Annotated in this window: 17 protein-coding genes; 4 read left to right on the top strand and 13 right to left on the bottom strand. The window is 61.8% G+C overall.

From position 1 onward, the window contains the following. Positions 1-46: 46 nt before the first annotated feature. The 3 genes from P7F28_RS28355 to P7F28_RS28365 all read left to right on the top strand — a co-directional run bounded on the left by P7F28_RS28355 (position 47) and on the right by P7F28_RS28365 (position 2,444). Positions 47-793, top strand: coding sequence for an SDR family oxidoreductase (locus P7F28_RS28355; protein WP_277188174.1), 747 nt, complete (start codon positions 47-49; stop codon positions 791-793). An 87-nt stretch (positions 794-880) separates the two neighbouring features. Continuing rightward, entirely contained in the window at positions 881-1,795 is a 915-nt protein-coding gene (gene gcvA / locus P7F28_RS28360) for a transcriptional regulator GcvA (RefSeq protein ID WP_277188175.1), read from the top strand. A gap of 148 nt (positions 1,796-1,943) precedes the next feature. Next, complete coding sequence (locus P7F28_RS28365; RefSeq protein WP_277188176.1) at positions 1,944-2,444, top strand: hypothetical protein; 501 nt, start codon at positions 1,944-1,946, stop codon at positions 2,442-2,444. Positions 2,445-2,494: 50 nt separating this feature from the next. Here the strand turns inward: P7F28_RS28365 and P7F28_RS28370 are convergent, their stop codons facing one another. From P7F28_RS28370 to P7F28_RS28400, 7 genes are all read right to left on the bottom strand, one after another. Then, complete coding sequence (locus tag P7F28_RS28370) at positions 2,495-3,502, bottom strand: HEAT repeat domain-containing protein (RefSeq protein ID WP_277188177.1); 1,008 nt, start codon at positions 3,500-3,502, stop codon at positions 2,495-2,497. Further along, positions 3,499-4,368 carry an ABC transporter ATP-binding protein gene (locus tag P7F28_RS28375; RefSeq protein WP_277188178.1) on the bottom strand — a complete coding sequence of 290 codons (870 nt, stop codon included), beginning with the start codon at positions 4,366-4,368 and terminating at the stop codon, positions 3,499-3,501. Before P7F28_RS28375 ends, P7F28_RS28370 begins: the two co-directional genes overlap by 4 nt. Further along, positions 4,365-5,177 (bottom strand): ABC transporter permease, encoded by an 813-nt coding sequence (locus P7F28_RS28380; RefSeq protein ID WP_277188179.1) that lies wholly within the window; start codon positions 5,175-5,177, stop codon positions 4,365-4,367. Before P7F28_RS28380 ends, P7F28_RS28375 begins: the two co-directional genes overlap by 4 nt. An 8-nt stretch (positions 5,178-5,185) precedes the next feature. Beyond that, positions 5,186-6,592 carry an ABC transporter substrate-binding protein gene (locus P7F28_RS28385; RefSeq protein ID WP_277188180.1) on the bottom strand — a complete coding sequence of 469 codons (1,407 nt, stop codon included), beginning with the start codon at positions 6,590-6,592 and terminating at the stop codon, positions 5,186-5,188. A 14-nt stretch (positions 6,593-6,606) separates the two neighbouring features. Continuing rightward, entirely contained in the window at positions 6,607-6,852 is a 246-nt protein-coding gene (locus P7F28_RS28390) for a ferredoxin family protein (protein WP_277188181.1), read from the bottom strand. 11 nt (positions 6,853-6,863) lie between these two features. Next, the gene (locus tag P7F28_RS28395) at positions 6,864-8,600 is read right to left on the bottom strand and encodes a fumarate reductase/succinate dehydrogenase flavoprotein subunit (RefSeq protein WP_277188190.1); all 1,737 of its coding nucleotides are present in this window, start codon (positions 8,598-8,600) and stop codon (positions 6,864-6,866) included. Between the two features lie 166 nt (positions 8,601-8,766). Beyond that, positions 8,767-9,546, bottom strand: coding sequence for a GntR family transcriptional regulator (locus tag P7F28_RS28400; RefSeq protein ID WP_277188182.1), 780 nt, complete (start codon positions 9,544-9,546; stop codon positions 8,767-8,769). 365 nt (positions 9,547-9,911) lie between these two features. Here P7F28_RS28400 and P7F28_RS28405 point away from each other — a divergent pair, with 365 nt between their 5' ends. Next, positions 9,912-10,574 carry a DUF4397 domain-containing protein gene (locus P7F28_RS28405; RefSeq protein ID WP_277188183.1) on the top strand — a complete coding sequence of 221 codons (663 nt, stop codon included), beginning with the start codon at positions 9,912-9,914 and terminating at the stop codon, positions 10,572-10,574. 97 nt (positions 10,575-10,671) lie between these two features. Here the strand turns inward: P7F28_RS28405 and P7F28_RS28410 are convergent, their stop codons facing one another. The 6 genes from P7F28_RS28410 to P7F28_RS28435 form a co-directional block, all read right to left on the bottom strand. After that, positions 10,672-12,057 carry an amidohydrolase family protein gene (locus tag P7F28_RS28410; protein WP_277188184.1) on the bottom strand — a complete coding sequence of 462 codons (1,386 nt, stop codon included), beginning with the start codon at positions 12,055-12,057 and terminating at the stop codon, positions 10,672-10,674. A 25-nt stretch (positions 12,058-12,082) separates the two neighbouring features. Continuing rightward, positions 12,083-13,423 carry a nucleobase:cation symporter-2 family protein gene (locus tag P7F28_RS28415; protein WP_277188185.1) on the bottom strand — a complete coding sequence of 447 codons (1,341 nt, stop codon included), beginning with the start codon at positions 13,421-13,423 and terminating at the stop codon, positions 12,083-12,085. Positions 13,424-13,486: 63 nt separating this feature from the next. Continuing rightward, a complete protein-coding gene (locus P7F28_RS28420; RefSeq protein ID WP_277188186.1) occupies positions 13,487-14,539 on the bottom strand; it encodes a GTP-binding protein in 1,053 nt (350 codons plus the stop codon). Between the two features lie 30 nt (positions 14,540-14,569). After that, positions 14,570-15,142, bottom strand: coding sequence for a UbiX family flavin prenyltransferase (locus P7F28_RS28425; RefSeq protein ID WP_277188187.1), 573 nt, complete (start codon positions 15,140-15,142; stop codon positions 14,570-14,572). Then, positions 15,139-16,524: a UbiD family decarboxylase gene (locus P7F28_RS28430; RefSeq protein WP_277188188.1), complete on the bottom strand. Its 1,386-nt coding sequence runs from the start codon at positions 16,522-16,524 to the stop codon at positions 15,139-15,141. Before P7F28_RS28430 ends, P7F28_RS28425 begins: the two co-directional genes overlap by 4 nt. Positions 16,525-16,589: 65 nt before the next feature. Beyond that, positions 16,590-17,055 (bottom strand): amidohydrolase family protein (locus tag P7F28_RS28435; protein ID WP_277188189.1); only part of this gene is annotated, 466 nt, incomplete at its 5' end.

Consider the following 17,055-nt stretch of genomic DNA (forward strand, 5'->3'; position numbering starts at 1 on the left):
AGCGCTGCATCCGATTCTTCCTTAACTCTGAAGAAGGACGGACATCATGAAACTCGCTAACAAGGTGGCACTCATCACAGGCGGAACGTCGGGCATTGGTCTCGCGGCGGCGAAGTTGTTTATCAGCGAAGGCGCGAAAGTCGTCGTTGTCGGCACGAACGAAAAACGTCTCGCCGATGCGCAACGTGAACTGGGCGATGCCGCGACCGTTTTGTCCGCCGATTTGCGTGATGCCGCGCAGATTGATCGCGCCGTCGCGGAAGCGGTGGAAGTGCATGGCGCGATCGACATCGTATTTGCCAATGCGGGCGCGGGCCAGGCCGCACCATTTGCCGATGTGACCCCTGCGCAGTTGCACGATCAGTTCGCCTTGAACGTCAGCGGCCTCTTCTTCACGATTCAAAAGAGCGCGCCTTATCTTCGGGATGGCGGCAGCATCGTGGTGACGACATCGTTTCTAAACACGGTCGGGACGCCGGGACTTTCCGTGCTGTCGGCCACCAAGGCAGCGGTCCGATCGCTGGTACGATCGATCGGCGCTGAACTTGCGCCGCGCGGTATCCGAGTGAACGCCGTAAGCCCCGGTCCCATCGATACGCCTTTCGCAAGCAAGCTCGGCCTTGACGACGAAGCGCTGCGCAAGACGGGCGAAGCGCTTGCCGCGGCCGTGCCGCTCAAGCGCGCGGGCCGGGCAGACGAGATCGCCCGCGCGGTACTCTTTCTCGCCAGCGACGACGCGTCGTATATGACTGGCGCGGAACTGGTAGCCGATGGCGGACTGTCGCAAATCTGAGCTTGAACGACCGCGAGAGACAAGACTTTCGCGGTCGCAGTTGCACGGTAGAGTTGCAACCACGACGAATCAAGGCCTCTTGAATCCATGCGAGCCCCTACCAATCTCAATGCGCTGCGTGCATTTGAAGCGGTCGCGCGTCATCTTAGTTATGCATCGGCGGCGGCTGAACTGAACGTGACGCCTGCCGCAGTCGGCCAACTGATTCGCGGGCTGGAGGACACGCTGGAGATCGAGTTGTTTCATCGCTCGACTTCGGGCCCGTCGAGATTAACGTTGACGGACGCCGCGCGCAGCGCTTTGCCTGATTTGCAAGGCGGCTTCGATCTGCTTTCGAATGCCGTCGAGCGCCTGAAGGCAAGCAAGTCGCGCATCACGTTCACCATCACGGTCCCGCCGGCATTCGCGGATAAATGGCTTTTGTGGCGCGTGGAACGGTTTCAGCAAAAGCATCCGTATTACGATTTGCGTATCGATACCAGCGGACATCTCGTCGATTTCACCGCCGAGCGCATCGATGCCGGGATTCGCTATGGCGCGGGAAACTGGGCGAACCTGACATCGACTTTTCTGCTGCGCGACGAGTTCTTTCCCGTGTGCAGTCCGACCTTGCTGAAAGGGCGCCACGCGTTGAAGACGCCAGCCGACCTCAAGCACCACCAATTGATTCACGATACCTCGATGCGCGGCTCCAGCGTTTTCCCGACCTGGCGATCATGGTTGCTGCACGCCGGCGTGCGCGATGCCGTAGACACCGATCGTGGGCTTCAATTGAACGATTCCGCGATGGGCATTCAAACCGCCATATCGGGCAATGGCGTCGCGCTTGGCCGGACTACGCTCGTGGAGCGAGACCTCGCTGAAGGTCGCCTCGTCAGGCCATTCGATACCGTTCAGGGCTGCGAACTCGCTTACTATCTTGTTCACAGAAAGGGCGGCACCAATAGCGCGCCGATCGAGGCTTTCAAAGCGTGGCTGCTTGAGGAGGCGGGGTTGAGGTAGGCGACGAGAAGAGACTGAGAAAAGGTGCTGCTAACCGTGGTGAGGCCACGGACCAGATGAGATATGTCCACAAGCCAGTTTCGGCCTCAATATAAAGCGCGTAGTTTCTCTTCCCACAACAGGTCAATCGTTCTTCAAATAATTCACGATGAAAATACTGCTTCGCTTGTTCACCGTCATCCATGGGTTGATGGCGGCTTTATTTACGTTGGCGGCCCTGGTTCTGGTCGGAATCGCGGCGCGTATCGGATTAACGGTTCTGTCGAGTCATTGGGACGAAGCGAGTGCGCTCATCATCATCGAAGCGGTCGGCGTGCTGGCGGGGGCCGTGGTGGCGATGCAAATCGCGGAGACGATCATCGAAGAAGAAGTCATCCGCGAGGCCGACGTCAGCGCGCCCACGCGAGTGCGCCGTTTCTTATCGCGATTCCTTGTTGTGGTTGTCGTAGCGCTTGCTATCGAAGGACTGGTTGCAACGTTTAAAGCGCTGCATCAGGATCCATCGCAGTTATGGTTTGCGAGTGCGTTGATCGCTTCGACCGCCTTGCTTCTGGCTTCCTGGGGACTTTTCGTCTATTTGAACAGGTCTGCCGAAGAGCTGGAGCCCGAGGCGATGGCGGAAGCCAAACGCGAAGACAAGAAGATCTAGCAGTCGATACGATCGAAGGGATCAATCTGATCGCGAACGCGTTGGGCGTATCACACCCCATGCCGCGCGCCGATCTGCGCAATCGCAATGCGCGCCGCTTTGCGTACTTCCGGATCGCCATCGGCCAGCGCGGCTTGCAGCACGGCAAGCGCGTCGGTGTTCCCCAATTCGCCGAGCGCGAGCGCCGCTTCCTTGCGGACATTGCTGATCGGATAAACCAGCAATGCCACCACCGCATGCGTGCTGGCGACATCACGCACGCGTCCGAGCGCGCGCGCCGCCTGCAGGCTCACCTGCCAGTAATCGTCTTCGAGCGCTGCTTCGAGCGCCGTGCGCGCCGCTCGCAGCCGCAGCTTGCCGAGCGTGGCGGCTGCTTCCTCGCGGACGCGCCAGTCATCGTCGGACAAGGCGTGGCGCAGCGTGTCCAGTACGGAGTCGTCGGTTGCGAAGCCCAGCGCGCCCACGGCGGCGTGACGAACTTCCGCGTCTTTATCGTCGAGGGCGAGGGCGGCGAGCAATGGCAGCGCCGCTTCGTCGCGCAGCCAGCCGAGCACGCCCACCGCTTCACGCCGCACTTCCGACGATGCATCCGATAACGCCTCACGTGCGGTCCGCGCGGCTTGCGGCAGACGGAGTTCGCGCAAGGCCCGCAGCAACGCGGCGCGCGCGAACGGGTCCGCATCGGCGAAGTGGTTCAGTATGCGCGCGCCCGCTGCGGGACTTTTGAGCGCGGTCAGGCTTTCGGCGGCGGCTTGGCGGCTGGCGAGATCGAGCGTGGCGTCGCGTGCGGTCTGGCAAAGCGCATCGACGACTTCCGCCGATTCCCACGCACCGAGCCGCTGTGCCGCGGTGCGCCGGACATCGGCATCGGCGTCGTGGCGCAGTGCGTGAACGAGCGCGGGCAGCCACGCTTCGTCTTCCAGTTCGGCGGCTTCGATCACCGCGAGGCGGCGCACGGCGGCATCGTCATGGGTGAAGCGTGCGGCGAGCGCGGCGTCGTCCGCGTCCGTGGACGCGTCGAATAGCGGAGAGGGACTCGATGAAGTAGCGTGCGTCATGAAGCGGTCTGGACGGAGTTCGTGAAACGGACGCCCGCCGCATCATCCTCACGGACGGCGGGCGTAGCGATGATCTGATGCCGCAGCAAGGCGAGACAGCGGCGCTTGAGCGCGACGAATTCCGGCTCGGTGACGAGATCGTGCGTTTCGCCGCGCACGCGTGGCCGCGCAAACGGCACGCGCATTTCCTCGAGTATGGTGCCGGGACTCGCGCTCATCACGAAGATACGATCGGCCAGAAACAGCGCTTCGTCGATGTCGTGCGTGACGAAGATGACCGTTGGCTTGTGCTCGCTCCATACATCGAGCAAAAGCGACTGCATCATCGCGCGCGTTTGCGCATCGAGTGCGCCGAAGGGTTCGTCCATCAACAGCACGCGCGGCTCATTGAGCATGGCGCGCGCGATCTCCGCGCGCTGCTGCATGCCGCCCGACAGTTGCACCGGATAGCGGTCGGCAAATGCGCCGAGACCCACGCGTTCCAGCAACGCGCGCGCTTTTGCATGGCGTTCACGTTTGCCGATACCGCGCATCTTGAGGCCGAAGGCGACGTTGTCCAGCGTCTTGCGCCACGGCAGCAGCGTGTGCTGCTGAAACACCATGCCGCGTTCGGGATGCGGCCCGTCGATGCATGCGCGATCGAGCATGGCGCGGCCCGCACTCGGCGCTACATGGCCCGCGAGTGCCGCGAGCAGCGTGGACTTGCCGCAGCCCGATGGTCCGAGAATGCAGACGAATTCGCCCGCTTCGATAACTGCATTGATATCGCGGACGGCGGTGAATGCGCGCGCGTCATCGCCCAAGGTCACAGCCAGATTTTCGATTTCGACCTGTCCAGCGCGGGGCGCTTTGCCGTGAGGTGTCATCGGCGGCTCCCGGCGGTAAGCCACGGCGTAAGACGGCGGCCTGCCACACGCACGAGCGCGCTGCTGCCCATGCCCAGCAGACCGATCAGCAGCATGCCGACCACGACTTCCGGATAGCGCTGCACCGTGTACGACTGCCACGTGTAATAACCGATCCCAAACTGCCCGGAAATCATCTCGGCGGTCACGAGACAGAACCATGACGTGCCCATGCCGATCGCCAGTCCTGTGACGATCGAAGGCGCCGCGCCCGGCACGATCACCTCGCGCAACACCACCAGACGACTCGCGCCGAGACTTCGCGCCGAGGAAACCAGCCGTGGCTCGACGCCTTCGACACCGTGAATCGTGCCGAGCAGAATCGGGAAAAATGCGCCGGTGAACGTGATGAAGATCATCGACATTTCGGACGACGGAAACATCAGGATGGCGAGCGGAATCCACGCGACGGCCGGAATCGGGCGCAGCACTTCGAGCGGCGTGAGCAGCGAAAGCCGCGCGAAGGTCGATCGTCCGATCACCACGCCCAGCACGACGCCACTCACGGCGGCGACGACATATCCGGCCGCGATGCGCCGCACGCTGCTCAGCAGGTCCGACAAGAGCTTCGGCGAGTGCGCGAGATCGACGATGGCCGCGAGCGTATCGGCGGGTGTCGGCACATTCTCGAAGGTGATGAAGCCGAGATTCCAGTGCTGCGTGGTCGCCAGATGCCAGAACAGCAGGCAGAGCGCCAGCGATGCCCACTGCACGGCCGCATGCGTACCGCGCAGACGCAGCCGTGGAACGGTTGTAACAAGCGTGGCCATGACAACCCTCAGCGATTGGCAAGCGCGGTAGGCTGGCGCGCGGCGGCGAAGTCGAGCATCTGTCCGCCATGTTGGCCGGCCCACGCCTGCGCGCGATCTTTCAGCAGAAACGCATTCAACTGACCGTCGCCGCTTCGGGCGAACCACGCCTGATTGCCGAGCAGCTTGATGCCGCTTTCACGGTCCTGTGCGTAGAACGCGCGCACCTGCTTGCCTTCGCGTTCGATCACGCCAATCTGCTGCACGGCTTCTTCGGGCGATGCATAGCTGCGCACGACTGCCTCGCCACGCACCCAGATTTGTGCGACGCGCGCATCCTTGCCGATCGGTTTGCCGGTGAGCGCGTCTTTGGCCACGAGCGGCGTCTGCGCATAGTCGCGCAGCGCGACGTCGTAGTCGAGATGCTCGGCCTTGAACGCGGCGCGCAGGTATGAATCGTCGATAAAGGCATTCGCGTTCAAATCACCGTCGGCTTTCTTCAGCAACTTGAGCGTATCGAACGATGTCTGTACGGCGCGGCGATACTCGGGCTTCCACGTGAGATCGCGCGTCTGCAAACCGAGCGGGCCGTGAAAAAGGTAATCCACTTCCGGTTCGATCCCGGTGACCTTCGCGATCAGTTCGCTGTATTTCTCCGGCTCCGCAGCGAGCAGCCGATTCGCCTCGATCACCGCGCGCAAATAAGCCACCACGATCTCGGGATACTTCTGCGCATAGTCCTTTTCGACCAGTGTGCCGTGGAAGGTCGGCGCATCCGCTTGCGAGCCGTCGTAGATCTTGCGCGCGAAGCCGCGATACGGGAACAGTTCCGCGAAGGGCACGAAGTCCGCGTGCGCATCGATCTTGTGTGTCTGCAACGCGGGACCGGCCACTTCCGGCGCTTGCGTGACGATATTCACATCGCGCTCCGGGTCCCAGCCTTGTGCCGCGATTGCGCGCAACAACATGCCGTGCGCAGTCGATGCGAACGGCACGGAAATGGTCTTGCCCTTGAGATCGGCGATGGACTGCGCCGGTGAATCGCTCGGCACGACGATACCGTTGCCGCTGCCGCGCACGCTGCCCGAAAGCACGTTGATAAAGACGCTGCCCTTGCCCGCCTTCTGATTGGCGACGCCGTTGAGCACGCCCGGAAAATCCGCCATCGAACCGAAGTCGAGCTTGCCCGCGACCATCTCATTGGTGATCGGCGCGCCGCTCGTGAAGTTCTTCCATTCGATGTCGTATTGCGCGTCCTTGTATTTGCCATCGTGCGGCAGATACTGATCGAGCAGATGCAGCTCGCGAATCAGCGCGCCGCCCGCCGCGGTGTTGATGGTCGTGTCCTGCGTGCCGATCGCCACGCGAATGGTTTCGGCCTGCGCCGCGCTTGCGAACAACGCAACGGCCAGCGCGATGAATAACGTGCGTTTCATGAAGCGAGTCCTCGTCAGCGAAGAAGATAGGGAATATCGACGTGCACCGCATTGGTCGGACAGTCGCGCTCGCAAGGCATGCAGTACCAGCATTCGTCGAACTTCATGAACGCTTTGCCGGTTTCGGGATCGATTGCCAGCAGATCCATCGGACAGACATCGATACAAACCGTGCAGCCTTTATCGGCAATGCACTTGTCTTCGTCGATCATGACGGGAAGGCTGGTGCGCAGACGCGCTTCGCGTGGAACGAGGGCCATACTGATTCTCCTTATGCGGCGACCGGCTGAGCGGTGCGGGCAAGACGCAGTCGCGAATACGCGCCGCGCTCGGTGTCATCGACGGGAACCACGTACGGCTCCACGGCTTTCTTGAACGAAGTCATGCGGCCCGACGCATCCTTCTTCAGATGCGCGTGACAGAACCACGCCTCGTCATCGCGCTCCGGAAAATCCACACGATGGTGATACAGCCCCCATCGGCTCTCCGTGCGATACAACGAGGCACGCGCGGCCATTTCCGCGCAATCGAGGATGGCGGACACTTCGGCGGCGCGCATGAGTTCGTGCGGATCGGCCGCGCCGAGTTGCGCGATGTCCTCGCGAATCTCTTCGAAACGCTGCAAGCCGATCTCCATGCGCCGCGTGACTTTGGGCGGCTGAAGGTAATCGTTCACGAAGCGGCGCAGCTTGTACTCGACCTGCGCCGGTGGCAGACCACGTTCTCGCGTGAGCGGCGCGAGCACGCGGGCGCGTTCCTGTTCGACCTGCGCGGCATCGAGTGCGGGCAGGGCGCGGCCCGCCACGTGCGCTGCGGCGTCCTCTCCCGCGAACCATCCGTAGGTGAACGCGCCGAGCATGTAGTTGTGCGGCACGGCGGCCATATCGCCCGCTGCATAAAGTCCCGGAACCGTCGTGCGCGCTCGTTCATCCACCCATACGCCGGACGCGCTGTGTCCGCTGCATAAACCGATTTCGGAGATGTGCATTTCGATCATGCGCGTACGGTAGTCGTTGCCGCGCCGCGCATGAAAGCGTCCGCGGCTCGGCCGCTCGTTGGTGTGCAGAATCGTTTCGATGTTCTGAATAGTTTCTTCGGCAAGATGATCGAGTTTGAGAAACACGGGACCGTTGCCGCTCTGGAGTTCCTGATAGAACTCCCACATCATCTGGCCGCTCCAGTAATCGCATTCGATAAAACGCTCGCCCTTGCCGTTGGCCGTATAGCCGCCGAGCGGACCCGTGACATACGCGCAGGCGGGGCCGTTGTAGTCCTTGATCAGCGGATTGATCTGGAAGCACTCGAGATTGGCCAGTTCCGCGCCTGCGTGATAGGCCATTGCGTAGCCATCGCCGGCGTTGGTCGGATTTTCGTAGGTGCCCATCAGATAGCCGGATGCGGGCAGTCCCAGACGCCCGGCCGCGCCGCAACAGAGGATCACGGCCTTGGCGCGGATCACGTAGAAATCGGCGGTGCGGCAGTCGAAGCCCATCACGCCGGCAATCTCACCGTTCGCGCCCGTCAGCAGCCGCGTAGCGACCACGCGATTGGTAATCTCGACCCGCGTGCGCTTCAATTGTCGATACAGCACTTTCTTGACATCGTGCCCTTCGGGCATCGGCAGCACATAAGCGCCCATGTGATGCACTTTGCGCACGGCGTAGTCGCCAGTGGGATCTTTCTCGAACTTGACGCCCCAGCGATCCAGTTCTTCGATGGTCGTGAAGCTGTGCTTCGCATACGCATAAATCGTGGCCTGATTGACGATGCCATCGTTGGCCACGGTGATTTCCTTCACGTATTGCTCAGGCGTCGCGTGTCCGGGAATGATGGCGTTATTCAGTCCGTCCATGCCCATCGAAATCGCGCCGCTGCGCTTGACGTGCGCCTTGTCGATAAGCAGCACGCGCAGGCTCGGGTCGCGCTGTTTGGCCTTGATGGCGGCCATCGGACCGGCGGTGCCACCGCCGACCACGACGATGTCGTAATCGAGTTCGTGTGTCTGCATGATCGTGGGACGCGGCATCGCCCGGATTCACGCTTCGTTCACGTTTCGAATCCGTCGATGCAGCTTGTTATAACAAGTTAGGACCAGATTGTAGGAGCGGCAGACAGACGCGTGAATCAATCGTTTCTGCTTTGCTTGTGCGTTGCGTGAATAACGCGAGATCGGCTCAGGCCTGATGGCGGCGCGCGCTTGCGCTTGCCTGCGCGCGGTCGATGCGCAAGCGATACTGGAACGTGTCGCCACGAAAATACAGATACTCGAAGTCGATGGGCTGACCTTCTGCATCGTGCGTAAGACGCTCGATACGCAGCAGCGGCGCGCCCTTTTCAATGCCCAGCGCCCGCGCGATGCCGGCTTTGGCCGCTACGGCATCGATGGCGAGATCCGCGCTGCCGAGCGGCATGGCGCAGTCGTTCTCGAGGATCAGGAAGATATCGCGTGTGACGAGATCCGCGCGCTCCAGTTGACGTCCGAGCGCTTCGGGCAGATAGGTCACTTCATACGAAACGGGAGAGCGATTGAGCAGACGGACGCGCTGAATCTCCGTCACCACGGTTTGAGCGGGCAACGCGAGCCGCGCGGCGATATCGGCGGGGGCGGGGATAAAGCGAAATTGCACGACGCGGTTGATGATCTCGTGTCCGCTGCGCGACATGGCCTCCGCGAAGCCTTGCAGCGACGTGACGTTCTGGAACGCCTTCGGTTGAGATACGAACGATCCCTTGCCATGGACCTTGAAGATCAGCCCTTCCTTTTGCAGATCGTTGAGCGCTTGCCGGATGGTGATGCGGCTCACGTCGAACATGGTCTGCAATTCGCTTTCGGAAGGCATTCTGCTGTGCGGCGCGTAGCGGCCATCGAGAATGCCCGCGCGCAATGTGTCCTTGATTTGCGTGTAAAGCGGGACGTGCGAATCGGCAGAGACAGTCGGGCGACGAGTGGGCATGGAGTGAGAGCGAGGCAAGAGGAACGGCGCGCAGGTTGCTGCGATTATAGCGAGGGGAGAGCGCGCACCCTCACGACCATCCGCGCCAGGCTGGAACGACGAACCTTCTCGACTCTCTTCCAGAAAACGCTCGTGTTGAATGTTCAGCATAGCTAATGCAAATTCGACGATGTTTTGTCCATCGCCATTAGCAATGGGACGAACTGTTGGTATCGACCCCGCCGCAATTTCGTGTATCGGATTTGTTCATCTTGTTTATAAATATCGCTGTTCTATATTTCCACTAAGTTCCGTCTCTCATGCGAGATTGAATGGACGACCGCGAAGGCGGCCATGTCGTTACCTGACTGACATTGGAGCGCGCCGTGGCCAGATACTTCGCAATAGTCCTCGTTTGCATCGCCAGCTTCATAGCAGGATGCGGCGGAGGCGATGATGGTCCGGGCAGCGCTCATCTACGGATTCTTCACGCTTCTCCGGACGCGCCTAATGTCGATGTCTATCTCGACAACGTCGTTGTCCTGACCAATGTCTCGTACCCGACTGCATCGAATTACCTGACCATTTACGCGGGCGGGCACAACATCAAAATCAATGCGGCGGGCACATCGACCACGGTCATCAACGTTTCACCATCTCTCGCTCGCGACGGCTATTACACCGCGATCGCCGCCAATTTCGTCGCGAGCATTCAAGCGATCCTCGCGACAGACGACGCCTCCGCTCCGCCAGCCGGACAAGCCCGAATACGCGTCATTCATGCGGCGCCGGATGCAGGGCCCGTCGATATTCTAGTCAACAACCAGGTGGTGTTGTCGAACGTGCCGTTTGCGGCAATCAGCAATTATCTGACGGTCTCTGCCGGAACGTACGATGTCAAAGTCAATGCGACAGGCACCTCGGTGACCGCCATAGAAGCGACAGTCGTTGCAGTTGCGGGTAACAACTACTCGGCAGTCGCGATCGGATCTCTAAAGACTGCAGCAACGAATCCACTCGCGCTGAAGGTGCTTATCGACGGGAAATGAGACATGGCCGGTCAACTCGATACGCGCAGATGCCGATGAGCCGCGTGTCGGGCACCTCGGCGATGTACGACGACACGAGACCGGGCCGTCGGCGTAGTCAATCGGCCAGCAAGCGACGCACGCCATCGGCCGCCTGATGCCTGAGCGCGTCGAGATCGAGTCCGGGAATCGCGCCGTCGTCCACGACCACGCGCCCGTTCACGATGTTGTACTTCACGCGCGCGGGTTCGCCTGCCGTCACCGGTGCAATCGCGGCATCGTGAAAGCCATAGAAACGCGGATGATCGATGTCGTAGAGCACCAGATCCGCAGCCTTGCCGACCTCGATCGTGCCGACCGCATCGAGACCCAGAATGCCTGCGCCGCCCGCGCTGCCCCAGTGGACCGTTTCCTCGACCGTCGTTGCCGCAGCGCCCTGCGCCGCGCGATGCACCAGCCACGCGAAGTGCGCCTCGTTCGTCATGCTGCCCGATTCATTCGATGCCACGCCATCCACGCCGAGCGACATGGGAACGCCCGCTGCGGCCATCTGCGGCGCAGGCGCGATACCGCTGCCGAGCCGCGCGTTGCTGACCGGACAATGCGAGCAGCCGCTGCCCGTCTCCGCCAGCATGGCGATCTCGCTCGCCTCCATATGCACGAGATGCGCGAACCACACATCGGGGCCGAGCCATTCGTGGTCGGCGACGAACTCCACCGGCAACTGCCCGTAGCGCTCGCGGCAAAAATCGACATAACGCCGCGTCTCCGAAAGATGCGTATGCATGCGAAGTCCCATGCCGCGCGCAGCACGCGCGATCTCCGGCAGCAACGCGGGCGGCAGCGAAAATGTCGGCGTCGTTGGCGCGACCACGACGCGTCGCATCGAGTCGGCGCGCGCGTCGTGATAGCGCGACTTGAGCCGTTCGATGTCGGCCAACATCTGATCGAGCGATTCGGGTTTGAGCGCGACTTTCGAAAAGCCCGGATGATCGCCCGCCGATTGCAACGCGCCGCCCCGGCACAGCACGAAGCGCAAACCGAACGCGGCCGCTTCGTCGAACAGCAGATCGCCGGTTTCGGTGCTGCCATCCGCGTGATAGAGATAGTGATGATCGGCGCACGTGGTCACGCCCGACAGCAGCAGTTCCGCCATGCCCAGACGCGCCGCGACGCGCGCCAGTTCCGTCGTGAAACGCGCGAGCCGTGGATACGGCACGGCGGCGAGCCACTCCTGCAAGTCCGCGTTGATGCCGGACGGCACCGCCTTCAGCAAGTTCTGGAACAGATGATGATGCGTATTGATCCAGCCCGGATAGACCACACACGAACTCGCATCGATCACGCGTTCGTCGTCACGCGCTTCGAGCGACGGCGCAATCTCGCGAATCGCGCCGTCGCGAATGCGGATATCGACACGGCCATGACGCGCGGCATCGCCGCGTAATCCGCTCATCACCGCAAGCGGATTTTTGATTAGCAATGCTTCGTTTTTGATAGTCACGATGGTTTGTCCTGTGATGATGTTCTTACTCGCGCACCATGCTGTGCGCGCTCACGACTTCTTCCTCATGCGCGCCGTTGAGCACGGCGTTCAGCACCACCGACACCAGACACGCGAGCACCACGCCGCTGTGCACGAACGGCTGGGTCCAGTCGGGCATCTGCTTGAAGACCTGCGGGGCCATCACGGGAATCAGCGCGGTCGCAATGGTGAAGCCGACAATCAGCACGTTGTAGCGGTTACGTTCGAAGTCCACTTTCGCGAGCGTCTGCACGCCCGCCGCGACCACCACGCCGAACATGGCGATGCCCGCGCCGCCGAGCGCAGCCGACGGCGTCGATGCCACCACCGCGCCGATCTTCGGCACGAGCGCCACCACGCACATCAGCACGCCGCTGATCGCCACGACCCAGCGGCTGCGCACGCCGGTCAGGATCACGAGCCCGACGTTCTCCATGAACGCGATAAACGGGAACGCCGCGAACATGCCTGCGATTGCGCTGGCGAGTCCGTTTGCGCGCATGCCGCGCACCGCGTCTTCCTCGCTGATCTCCTTATCGACGATATCGCCGATCGCAACGAACAGTCCCATCGACTCGACCATCTGCACGATCATCACGACGATCATGGTCATCACTGGAACGAGTGAGAACACCGGCGTGCCGAAGTGAAACGGCAGCGGCATGGTGAACCACGGCGCGTTTGCGACGTTCGCGAAATCGCCCATGCCGAGCGCGCAGGCGAGGACACTTCCCGCGACCAGGCCGATCAGCACGGACAAATTGCGCAAGAACGCATTCGCGAAGCGATTCACCGCGAGGATGACAAGCGCGACGAACAGCGCGACACACAGGAACGGCAACGCGCCGAAGTGCTGCCGCGCGTTCTCGCCGCCGCCCGCCCATTGATACGCGACAGGAAACAATTGCAGCCCGATCACGGTGACGATGCAGCCCGTCACCACGGGCGGAAAAAAGCGGCGCAAGCGTCCAACCAGCGGCGCGGCGAACATCGTGAAAAGTCCCGCACCGATCACCGCGCCGCACACGCCCGCGAAGCCCACACCCGGACTCATGCCGATCGCGATAACCGGACCCACACTGCTGAACGCCACGCCCTGCAGAATCGGCAGACGCACGCCGAACTTCCAGATGCCGACGGTTTGCAGCACCGTCGAGATGCCCGAACAAAACAGCGCCGTGCTGATAAGCACGGTGGTATCTGCGGGCGACATCTTCAATGCCGATGCCACGATAAGCGGAACCGCAATCGCGCCGATATACGCGACAAGCATATGCTGCAAGCCGAGCGTGATCATCTGCCGTTTGGGCAGGACGCGATCGACGGGGTGTTGGTCGGTGTTCATCACGTGTCTCCTGATTTATCGTTATCGGCCGATGCGTCGTTGTGCGCCCGGCCGCCTTGCATATCAGGCCGCAACCGGCACGGCGAGACAGGCATGAAAGCGTTCATTGAGCGCGGCGCGATCCAGTTCGCGGCCGATGAACACCATGCGGCTCGAACGCGGCTCGCTGCCCCACGCCTGCGCCGCCTTGAGTTCGATGATGTCGTGCACGCCTTGCAGCACATATCGGCAAGACTGGCCACGGACCGCGAAGATGCCCTTCATGCGAAAGAGATTCGCGACATTGGCCGAGCGCAATTCGTCGAGCCATGTTTGCAGCGAGGCAAGGTCCATGTCCGCATCCACTTCGATACCGACCGACGAAACACTTTCGTCATGCTGATGATCGTCGTGATGCTCATGTTCGTGCTCATGCTCGTGTTCATGCGCATGGTCTTCGACTTCCGCAAGCTGCTGCGCGAACTCGTTCGCGCCCACGCCGAGAATGCTGCGCAGATCGATTTGCGCATAGCTCGACTCGACGATATCCGCCGTCGCATTCAGTCCGCGCAGACGCGCCGTCAACGACTCGATTTCCGCAGGCGTGACGAGATCCACCTTGTTGATGACGATCCGATCCGCGCACACGATCTGATCGACCGCCTGATTGTCGCGGCCATCGAGCACGAGATCGTCGAGATGCGCGGCGATATGTTTGGCATCGACCATGGTCACGACGGCATCGAGCATCACGCGCTGCGCGATCGGATCGTCGATAAAAAAGGTTTGCGCGACCGGATACGGATCGGCCAGTCCGCTCGTTTCCACGATGATGTGATCGAGCCGCTCGGGCCGCTCCACGAGCATGCGCACGATGCGCACGAGATCTTCACGCACCGCGCCGACGCAGCACACGCAGCCGTTGGTCATCTCGTAGATTTCCTCGGTCGATTCGAGCACCAGTCCGCCGTCGATGCCGACTTCACCGAACTCGTTTTCGATCACCGCGATCTTGTGACCATGCTTCTCGCGCAGAATGTAGTTGAGCAGCGTCGTCTTTCCCGCGCCGAGAAAACCGGTTAGCACGGTGACGGGAATCTTCTCGAACGCGTTGTGAGTCGTGTGGATATGAGTCATTGCTTGTCTCCGTTTGTTCAGACTGGGTGTTCAGACTGCGTGTTCTTTCCAGCGCTTCACGGTCTTGCAGTCGAGACCGAACAGATCCAGCACGCGTCCGAGCGTGTGATCGATCATCTCGTTGAGCGTCGCGGGCCGCGCATAAAACGCGGGCACGGGCGGCGCGATGATGCCGCCCATCTCCGTCACGGCGATCATGTTGCGCAGATGCGCGAGCGTGTACGGCGTTTCACGCGCGAGCAGCACGAGCGGGCGGCGTTCCTTGAGCGTGACATCGGCGGCGCGCGAAATAAGGCTCGATGACAGACCGCTGGCGATCTCCGCGAGCGTCTTCATCGAGCAGGGCGCGACGATCATGCCGAGCGCGCGAAACGAGCCGCTCGAAATAGCGGCGGCCATGTCGTCGCAGCGATACATCACGCTCGCGAGCGCGCTGACATCGGCGAGCTTGAAGTCGGTTTCGTGCGACATGGTCAGCAGCGCGCTGCGCGAGATCGTCACATGCGTTTCGATGTCGAGCGCGCGCAGCAATTCGAGCAAGCGCACGCCGTACGCAAATCCCGACGCGCCGCTGATGCCGACCGCCATGCGTCGCGTGCTCATCGCGCGGCTCCGTCGATAAAGGCCTGCGCGCGCCGCATCGCGTCATCGCCGATACGTGCGCGTATGCCGTCGAACTTCGCGCCGCGCGTCGCATCGATTCCCATGCGCGACGTCGTACCGTTCGCGGACGAGGACGGATCGAGCGGACTACCCGGCAAGCCATCGACGATGAACACGTCCTCGTGCGGCTGCGCATGCGCGGCCATCGCCCACAGCACTTGCGAGTCGTCGGTGATGTCGATGTCGCTGTCCACCGCGACCACGTGCTTGAGATACGGATCCCAGCCGAGCAGCGCGAGCATGATCTGACGCGCCTCGCCATCGCGCGATTGCTTCAGCGCGACGTAGCAATGAAAATGTGTGCCGGAATTCGGATAGTGCAGCGCCGTCACCGATGGAAAGCGCGCCTTCAGCTTTTCGCTCATTTCGGCTTCGCGCGGCAAACGCGCGAGCGTGAGATGCTCGGCATATGGTCCGCCGACGACATCGACGAGCCACGCATCGCGGCGGCGCATCATCGTATCGACGTGGAAGACGTTGTTGGTCGAACGATCCGATGAATAGCCGGTGAATTCGCCGAACGGACCTTCGTCGGCGCGCGCGTGCGGGTCGATGAAACCTTCGAGCACAAACTCGGCCGCCGCCGGCACACCAATGCCATGACGCGGCGTGCGCACCAGTTGCAGCGGTGCGCCGAAAAGCCCGCCCGCGATCGCGCGTTCGTCCGCGCCGAACGGCACGCGCGACGCCGCCGCCAGCATAAACAGCGGATGCGCGCCGATCACCATCGCGACCTTGAGCGTGTCGCCGCGCGCCTGCGCCGTTTGCAGCATGCGCCACAGATGGCCGCGCGAATGCAGGCTGGTGGCGAGCGCGTTGCGCGCGTGGCGCATCGAACGGTGATAGCTCATGTTCGCGACACCCGTCAGCGGATCTTCCGCGACGATCACCGCATTGGTCACATACGGGCCGCGATCGGTGTCGAAGTGGCGGATCATCGGCAAGTGCGCGAGATCGACGGCTTCGCCTTCGGTGACTTCATCGAGCACGGGACCGTTCGATACAACCACCGGCGCGACAGGCGCGTTCGCGCGTTGCTGATAGGCATCGAAGAGTGCGCCGGCGTGTGTATCGAACAGACGGGCAATGCGCTCGCGCGATGCGAAGCAGTTCGTCGCCAACGGCGTAGATATGCCATCAACGTTCTCGCACACGAGCATCGGATGCTGCCCGCGCGCGGCGAGTTGCGCGACGATCGCGGTGACGTCCTGATCGGCGCTTACGCGTTGAGCGATCGTTAGCACGTCGTCGGGATATCGCTCGGCATAAGCAACAGCAAAGCGATGAAAGTCCTGCGTGGCGCGCAAGAGGTTTTCGGCCATCGTGAACTCCGTGTTTTGGAAGCGCGGGCGCGCATGTGTCGTAACGCAAGCGCGCCCGTTTGATGTCAAGCCGTCTGCACGACGTCATCGCTTCTGACGTAGGTGGCCTTCAATCGCTTCTTGGCTTCGGCAAGATCCTTCGGCGGTTTGGTCGGCTCGATGCCGACGAGGCGCGCGATGTTATTGCCCATGTAGTCTTCGAGACCGTCTTCATCGAGATCCATGCCTTGCGGCGCGGGACCGCACAGCATTTCCAGTTCGCGCAGCCACATGCCCGGCTCGTTCGGCGGCGAGTCCGTGCCGAACACGATCTTGTTGCGCGGCAGTTCGCGCGCGAATTCGACGATGCGCGACTGATAGCACCAGCCCGATTCGCAATACACGTTGGGCGTATCCATCGCCATCCAGAAAGCTTCGAACGAGTAGTTGCCGCCCGTCTGAATACCGAAGTGACCGATGATGAAGTTGACCATCGGGAACTCGCGGATAATTGGATAGAACTGCGTAGGAATCGTGTACGGTCCGTCGCCG

Source organism: Caballeronia sp. BR00000012568055, from assembly GCF_029439455.1.
Taxonomy (GTDB): domain Bacteria; phylum Pseudomonadota; class Gammaproteobacteria; order Burkholderiales; family Burkholderiaceae; genus Caballeronia.

What these genes read in the sequence shown, in the direction of transcription:
- P7F28_RS28370 (WP_277188177.1), bottom strand. Translation starts at nt 3,502, where the DNA reads ATGACGCACGCTACTTCATCGAGTCCCTCTCCGCTATTCGACGCGTCC.
- P7F28_RS28430 (WP_277188188.1), bottom strand. Translation starts at nt 16,524, where the DNA reads ATGGCCGAAAACCTCTTGCGCGCCACGCAGGACTTTCATCGCTTTGCT.
- gcvA (WP_277188175.1), top strand. Translation starts at nt 881, where the DNA reads ATGCGAGCCCCTACCAATCTCAATGCGCTGCGTGCATTTGAAGCGGTC.
- P7F28_RS28380 (WP_277188179.1), bottom strand. Translation starts at nt 5,177, where the DNA reads ATGGCCACGCTTGTTACAACCGTTCCACGGCTGCGTCTGCGCGGTACG.
- P7F28_RS28425 (WP_277188187.1), bottom strand. Translation starts at nt 15,142, where the DNA reads ATGAGCACGCGACGCATGGCGGTCGGCATCAGCGGCGCGTCGGGATTT.
- P7F28_RS28390 (WP_277188181.1), bottom strand. Translation starts at nt 6,852, where the DNA reads ATGGCCCTCGTTCCACGCGAAGCGCGTCTGCGCACCAGCCTTCCCGTC.
- P7F28_RS28395 (WP_277188190.1), bottom strand. Translation starts at nt 8,600, where the DNA reads ATGCAGACACACGAACTCGATTACGACATCGTCGTGGTCGGCGGTGGC.
- P7F28_RS28365 (WP_277188176.1), top strand. Translation starts at nt 1,944, where the DNA reads ATGAAAATACTGCTTCGCTTGTTCACCGTCATCCATGGGTTGATGGCG.
- P7F28_RS28375 (WP_277188178.1), bottom strand. Translation starts at nt 4,368, where the DNA reads ATGACACCTCACGGCAAAGCGCCCCGCGCTGGACAGGTCGAAATCGAA.
- P7F28_RS28415 (WP_277188185.1), bottom strand. Translation starts at nt 13,423, where the DNA reads ATGAACACCGACCAACACCCCGTCGATCGCGTCCTGCCCAAACGGCAG.
- P7F28_RS28400 (WP_277188182.1), bottom strand. Translation starts at nt 9,546, where the DNA reads ATGCCCACTCGTCGCCCGACTGTCTCTGCCGATTCGCACGTCCCGCTT.
- P7F28_RS28420 (WP_277188186.1), bottom strand. Translation starts at nt 14,539, where the DNA reads ATGACTCATATCCACACGACTCACAACGCGTTCGAGAAGATTCCCGTC.
- P7F28_RS28355 (WP_277188174.1), top strand. Translation starts at nt 47, where the DNA reads ATGAAACTCGCTAACAAGGTGGCACTCATCACAGGCGGAACGTCGGGC.
- P7F28_RS28385 (WP_277188180.1), bottom strand. Translation starts at nt 6,592, where the DNA reads ATGAAACGCACGTTATTCATCGCGCTGGCCGTTGCGTTGTTCGCAAGC.